We start from the raw sequence: 7,096 nt of genomic DNA, 5'->3' as shown, positions 1-7,096 counted from the left end.
GGTTTGAGCTTTTCGCTGGTGGTCGGCGCCCTGGCGACAACGATCGGGTATGGTCCCTTGTTTGCCTGTCTGACGTTGTTCGACATGATCGGCGCGACGATTGTTATCGTGCTGCTTCGCGACGCCGGCAGGCGCAGCACCATCTAGGTCCTGTATACGGAAACTTCTATGTCCATCGACGAACTGCCACTTTTCAAGATCACGGAGCGGGCCGGCGCTCGGCTGACGCTAAAGGGCCCCGAGAACGAGGCGATCCATCTCTTCATCCTGGAGCAGGACATCCTCCGCGTACTGGTGCTTCCCGATGGAATGCTCCGGTTTCCCAGGAGCTGGGCGATCGCGCCGGGACTTGAGGATGTCCCTTTGGACGGACGGGACCGCTTCGACCTCGAACATTTTACCTTGCCTGCGTTCGACCTCGTGGAAACGCCTGAACAACTGCAGGTGACGACTGAACGCATCCGGCTCACCGTCCGGTTGAAAGGCTTTTTCTGCCGGTGGGAGACAAAACAGGGCGACGCGTGGGTGTCCGCGGCCGCGGATCGCGAGACCCAAAGCTACAACTTCGGCTGGTGGGATGACCGCGTTTATCACTATCTGAAGCGTGAGCCCGGCGAAATGTATTTCGGCCTGGGCGAACGGGCAGGGGACACCAACCGGGCCGGCAAAAGCTACCGGCTGACGAACCTGGATGCGATGGGTTACAGCGCCAGAACCACCGACCCGCTCTACAAACATATCCCTTTCTATCTGACCTGGAAACGGCAGAATAAAACGGGATTCGGCCTCTTCTATGACACCGTAGCTGACTGCACGTTCGACTTAGGGCGCGAACTCGACAACTACCACGGCCACTATCGTTACTTCGTCGCTGACTACGGCGACCTTGATTACTATTTTATAGCGGGTGCCGCTCTCGCCGAGGTGGTGCGGCGATACACCTGGCTGACCGGCCGGCCCGCCTTTACTCCAAAGTGGGGTTTGGGCTATTCCGGTTCAACCATGGCCTATACCGATGCTCCAAATGCCCAGGAGCAAATGAACGAGTTCCTGGCCCGTTGCAAGGAGCACGACATTCTCTGCGACTCGTTCCACCTCTCTTCAGGCTACACTTCGATCGAGGGTAAACGCTATGTGTTCAACTGGGATCGGAAAAAATTTCCCGATCCCGCCGGTTTCGTCCGCCACTTTCTGGAGCACGGCGTCCACCTTTGCCCCAATATCAAGCCGTGCCTGCTGCGGGATCATCCCCGGTTCGGTGAGGTCGATGCGAAGGGGCTTTTCGTGCGTAACCCGGATGGAAAACCCGCGATGGTCCAGTTCTGGGATGAAGTGGGCGCTTACCTCGACTTCACCAATCCGAAAACCGTGGATTGGTGGAAAACGTCGGTTAAGGATGCGTTGCTTCAGTACGGGATTTCCGCGACCTGGAATGACAACAACGAGTTTGAGATCTGGAGCCCCACGCCCCGGATCGACGGGTTCGGCCAGCCCCGGCGGGCGGTCGAGGCGAAGGTCCTGCAAACCCTTTTGATGATCCGAAGTTCGAGGGATGCCCAGCGCGAATCCAATCCCGCCAAGCGGCCATTCCTGGTTTCGCGGTCCGGAGCCGTCGGCATGCATCGGTACGTGCAGACCTGGTCCGGCGACAACTACACCGCTTGGGAGTCGCTCCGGTATAACATCAAAATGGGGATCGGGCTCGCGTTGTCCGGTGTGTCCAACCTGGGCCACGACGTGGGCGGGTTCTCCGGGCCGGCACCGGACCAGGAGCTCTTCTTGCGCTGGGTGCAATTCGGGATCTTTCTGCCGCGCTTCAGCATCCATTCCTGGAACGACGACGGGTCGGCGAACGAGCCTTGGATGTATCCGGAAATCACGCCGTACATCTCTGATCTGATCAAGCTCCGCTACCGGTTGATCCCCTACCTCTACGACTTACTCTGGCGGTCCCACCGCGATTACGCACCGATTATCCGGCCGACCTTTCTTGACTTTCCGGATGATGAGCGGTGTTACGAGGAAAATGACGATATGCTGGTGGGAGCGAACCTGCTGGTCGCTGCCGTGGTGGAACCGGGACCACGGGCGCGTGAGATCTATCTGCCCCAGGGTTGCGGCTGGTATGATTTCTGGAGCGGGGCATACTTCCGCGGCGGGCAGAAAATCATTTTACCTGCCCCCTGGGATCGCCCGCCCCTGTTGGCCAGGGCCGGATGCGCCATTCCGCTGAATCTTGCAGAGCAACACTTTTCCAGACGTGAGGAGCTGCGGGGTTTCTGCATTTGGCCGGACCCTGAGGGCGGGCGATTCGAGTGTGAGTGTTTCGAGGATGACGGTGAAAGTGAAGGCTACCGTGACGGCCATTACTGGACCTGGCGCTTAGGGGTTAACGCGAATCCGTCGCAAATCTCGGTAACCCTGGACCGGGGTGGTGAGCCCGATCCGAGGGTCGACCGCATTTCCTTGCTTTTCCGGCGCCAGGAAGGGCGTCCGATCCACGTCGACGGAGGCACCATCGTCCAGGAGAACGCGCGTGGAACGATTCGGGAACTGGTAGTCACTCTGCGGTGAATTGCATCCTCATCGGCCGGCGTCGAGGCGCTCTGCTCCTCCGCATGCGTGACGTGGTCTCAGCGCGGTGATTTGTAGCCGTCGTCACTCAGGCCAGGTCACCTCGCAGTTGGGTTTGAGCTCAACGGCTTGCCCCAGCCGCAGCGACGCGCCGGCTGCTTCCGCCAAATAAGCCGTCTTCAGGCCATCGATGGCGTTAACCGGTGGCGGCGTGCCCGCCGCCGCCCCGCGCAGAAAGGTTTCGATCTCCGTGCGGTAACTCTCCCCGTAACGGTCCATGTAGAACGTGAAAAGGCGATCCGGGGCCCCGAAGCTCGTACTTGCATACCGCTTGAGGCCCGTTGCCCTCGGGTTATCCGAAATCACCATCCCGGCCGAACCGAACGCCTCGACCCGTTGATCATAGCCGTAAGCGGCACGCCGCGAATTGAGGATCACGGCCTGCTTGCCGGTGGCCGTCACGAGGGTCACGCAAGCCGTGTCAATGTCGCCGAGTTTGCCGATTTGCGGGTCGACCAGGCAACTGCCGTGGCTGTGAATGGTGACGGGTTCTTCACCCAGGATCCATCGGGCCATGTCGAAGTCGTGGATCATCATGTCTTTGAAGAGCCCGCCGGATTTTGGGATATAGTCAAGCGGCGGGGGCGCGGGATCACGGCTTGTAATCGTCAGTTGCTCGAGATTACCGATTTCACCCGCCTCAACCGCCCGCTTGAGCGCTGCATGCCCCGGATCAAAACGCCGGTTGAAAGCAAGAAAGACCTTGCTGGTTGCCTGGTCACCCAAGACGTCGATGCAACGTTGCGCCTCCGACAACGTCGGTGCCAGCGGTTTTTCACACATGACGGCCTTTCCGGCCTGAACACCCCGGAGGACGCAGTCCACGTGGGTGTCTGACGACGTCACCACCAAAACCGCACCGACCTCAGGATGATGCAGCGCCTCGTCCACGCTGCGCGCCGCGGATGCGCCCGTATCGGCGGCCAGAGACTTGGCGGCCGGTTCGAAAATGTCAAAGACCGTGACGAGCCTTGCTCCTGCGGCCTGAATGGCTTTGGCATGCACCCGGGCCATGCGGCCCGCCCCAAGTAGGGCAATCCCGATCAAGATGCACCACCTTTCCGCCGGCAGGGCGACGGCGCCGCGGCCGCCAATTGGGGAGGAAATAAGGACATTGCTCTCATAATTTTTGAGGTGGATGGTTTGTTTGGGCGTCCCTGATGGACAGGGTGCTTCTGCCGGTGACGCGCGGAAGGCGTGGACGGGTTGACGGGTGTAGGAGAGGGTAGCTGGAGAATAGGCCCTGCACCAAGTCGCGCGCCACGAGCCCCATGAGCATCTTGGTAACGGACACTTTTGCGCGAGCGGCAACTCGCTTCATGGTCGCCATCGCCGGTAAGATAACCACGGCCCGGCCTTCCTCTACAAGGCAGATATGCCGGGGTTCTCAAAGAGAGGAGCGCAGCATTTTTCGTACGTATTATACCATTTCGACGGCCATGGAGGTAAAATGTTGTCTCCCTTTCCAGGTGCCCTGCCGGCTTTAAACCTATCAAACCGTATAAACGGTCTAAGACCAACGGGCCGGCAGACGGTTTGATGGCCTGAAGGGCCAAAGGAACATAGCCCAGGGTTTCACCCTGGGAAGGCGTTTTCCCCCGACCGAGCCCTCCTAAGGCGTCACGCCTGTACGCCCTCCCTAACAAACGCCCGCCCCGCCGGGTTGGATTTGCTGAAGGGGCGGCAGAAGGCGTTGCTGTCGGGTGCTGCCGCCCCTTCAGGGTTCGGTCGTGATTTGACGGTTTCCCAGGGTGAAACCCTGGGCTATGTTCTAGCGCCCCTTCGGGGCTGAAATCCGGTCGAAATGTTACCGGGATAATCGTCTATATGGTATAAGACCGATTCAGCCGGCTACAGAGCATCCTCCGGTGCCGGCGCACCCTGAATCGACATTCTACCGAGATAACTAGCGGAGTGGTATTAGCTCCCGGGCCAAGTGGGACAAATTCAGAGCGCTCCTTACCACGGTCGAGCCGGTCGAACATGCGCGTGTACGGCCAACCGGATCCGGAAGCCGGCGGGTGGCTGAGGACGGTAAACGTCGCAGGTAAACCCTTCAAACGCCGTGCCCTCATGAGGTGGCATGCCCAAGCGCCAGCAGGATCCCGGCTGCCAAAAGGCTCAAGGACCAAACAAAATCAACGTTGAACCAGGATCGGCGCAGGACGCTTAAGCCCACGAAATTGTATACGCACCAGGCGGCCGCTCCGCACACCAGCAGGTGCGCTGCCGTGTGAACGGCTACCGCGAGGGCCGCATGCCCCGGGCTGGAGATGAAGGATCCCGAAGGGCCGGCCCATAGTCCGCCCGTTCGGCAGAAAGTGCTCCGAAATCCCAGAAGCACGGGCACCAGCATCAGGCCGGCACCGTGGGCGGTTGACATCAACGCCGACCACCTGGTCAGGTCCCAGAAGCTGACCTGCATGCCGACCCACTTCGGGGGCCGGTTCCGCCATAGCCGCATCAGACCAAACCCGGCCAGCGTCAGGGCGGCGAGGCCGCGCACCCAGTTGAACGGAACGGCCCAGCCGAACGCCGCGACGAGCAGCACCGCCAGGATGATCGCGAGGCCATGCCCCAGGGCAATCGGCCCCAGGGCTGCAAGAACGGCCAGGCGCGAGCGCTTCTGCAGGCCGAGGGCAACTCCGAACAGCCAGCCCATCGCCGGGTTCAAACCATGCCAGGCTCCTAACAACGCCAGCGTTACCCAAGGCCAGGGATCATTGTCCATACGGGGGGCCTGTAATCACGACGGGTAGCAATACGAATCGGACGAGCTGTCGCCGCCTTCCAACCGCACCTGATGTAACCGGTGCTCCGGGCTTGTCACCAGGAAGCTCGGGTCTAAACGCAGTGCCCCATCATCAGGCGCTTCCGCTTTGACGAACCAGGTTCGAATGCCCTCCGGGTAAAACTGCTCGTCCCAGGACTGGTAAAGCGAATTCGTGAGGTAGACGCGCCTGCCGTCGCGGCTCACCTCGACCATTTGCGGGCCGCCGTTGAGGGGCTCCTGCGGCCGGCCCGGATGCGCCGCTTTCCTAACGATGCCGCCCAACTGGATCACCCCGGTTAGCTTTGGCCGATCAGGGACGGCGACGTCGTACCGGCGCAACTCTCCCGTTCCCCAGCAGGAGACGTAAAGCCAACGGTCGTCCAAGGACAAACTGATGTCGGTCACCAAAGGCGGCACGGCCTTGAAGCCTTTCAGCAACGGCGGCAACGCGTCGGGTTCAGCGGGTTCGGCGGGAATCTCGATTACTTTCTTCGCCGCCCATGTGCCGTGATCCCGGTACCAGAGCCAGATGGAGGCAGAAAGGTCTTTTAACGAAATCACCACACCCGCGAAACCGAAGGTGCGCGTAGGATCGTGCGACGGACGCAGTTCCAAGACCATTTGGTGTTCCTTGCCAAGGTCAATGGCCTGTTTGTGCTTGCGCTTGCGCAGGTTCCACACATGCAATTGGTGGCCGTAACCGCTCGCCAGCAGGTGGGCCGGATCGAGCCCCGCTTCAATCTTGTTCGGGGTTCCCCATTCGCTTGAGAGCAAGGCGTCATGGCCCAGGTGCCACCAAAAATCATAGGCCAACTCCTGCGGCCCGCGGTCGACCTCCCAACGCCCCAGCACGTCGAAGGTGAGATGGTCCAACAGGAAGATGCCCCCGGGTCCCCCGCCGTCCGGTGCCCCCAGTGCGCTGACGTAAAGCCCTTCGGGCCCGCAATGGACGGTGTGTGGCCGGGAGTAACCGGTTTTTCGGTGCAACTCGCCCGGCTCGATCGTCTTGACGATCGTCAAATGGCGCGGATCGGGCTTGGTGTCCACGATGTGGATGCGCGAAGAGCGCAGCCCGGGCAGCACCAGGTAACGTCGCTCGACGTGTGGGTGCGGAGCGTACGGGCACAGAGCGGTGCTGCAAGCGTTCCAGCCGAAGTGATGCAATTCGTCGCCGATGTCGGGTAAATCGAGCCGGCCGACAACCTGGCTGTACGTCGCTGAGGCGGGATCAACGTCAACCACCAACAAGGCATCCGGACGGGACTTCTGGTCCGGTGCGAGGGCCGCCACGTAGGCCAGCTTCTCAGCCGAGGCTTCCATGGCCGATCGGGCTGTCGGGTAAAAGGTCGGATCGGTCGTCCAGCGGAAACCGCCGAAGCCGCCATTGCGGCGAGCGGCCTCGCCGTTCGTTTTTGCGTTAGGCATGATGAGCGTGGGTTGGGTTTGGGGATGAGGAAGTTAAACGAGGTTGGCGGCCGGAATCGCCGGCCGTCAGGGCGGGCGGTTTTGGGGTGAGATGGGTCACGCCGGTGTCCTGGAAGCTGGGCGAGTCGGAGCTCGGGTAGAACCCGGGCCGTATGAGCCCTTCGGCACGCAAAAAGCCCGGCTGCTCAGCCCGATGATCACTGCCGCTAACCCTGAGTACACGATTCTGTTCACGTCAAGTGCCTTTTTGAATTGATTGATCCG

5 protein-coding genes are annotated in these 7,096 nt (G+C 60.9%); 2 read left to right on the top strand and 3 right to left on the bottom strand.

Annotation, left to right across the window (positions count from 1 at the left end):
- The coding region (locus JO015_04860) for an MFS transporter (GenBank protein ID MBV9998429.1) at window positions 1–147 on the top strand (147 nt) is incomplete at its 5' end.
- 21 nt (window positions 148–168) lie between these two features.
- Window positions 169–2,574: a glycoside hydrolase family 31 protein gene (locus JO015_04855; protein ID MBV9998428.1), complete on the top strand. Its 2,406-nt coding sequence runs from the start codon at window positions 169–171 to the stop codon at window positions 2,572–2,574.
- Between the two features lie 84 nt (window positions 2,575–2,658).
- Here JO015_04855 and iolG read toward each other — a convergent pair whose 3' ends face one another.
- The 3 genes from iolG to JO015_04840 all read right to left on the bottom strand — a co-directional run bounded on the left by iolG (window position 2,659) and on the right by JO015_04840 (window position 6,832).
- A complete protein-coding gene (iolG, locus tag JO015_04850) occupies window positions 2,659–3,681 on the bottom strand; it encodes an inositol 2-dehydrogenase (protein MBV9998427.1) in 1,023 nt (340 codons plus the stop codon).
- A gap of 1,024 nt (window positions 3,682–4,705) precedes the next feature.
- Entirely contained in the window at window positions 4,706–5,365 is a 660-nt protein-coding gene (locus JO015_04845) for a hypothetical protein (protein ID MBV9998426.1), read from the bottom strand.
- Window positions 5,366–5,380: 15 nt separating this feature from the next.
- Entirely contained in the window at window positions 5,381–6,832 is a 1,452-nt protein-coding gene (locus tag JO015_04840) for a selenium-binding protein (GenBank protein ID MBV9998425.1), read from the bottom strand.
- Between the last annotated feature and the right edge of the window lie 264 nt (window positions 6,833–7,096).

The organism is Verrucomicrobiota bacterium (assembly GCA_019247695.1).
Lineage (GTDB): Bacteria > Verrucomicrobiota > Verrucomicrobiia > Chthoniobacterales > JAFAMB01 > JAFBAP01.
This window is presented reverse-complemented; position numbering and strand designations above follow the sequence as displayed.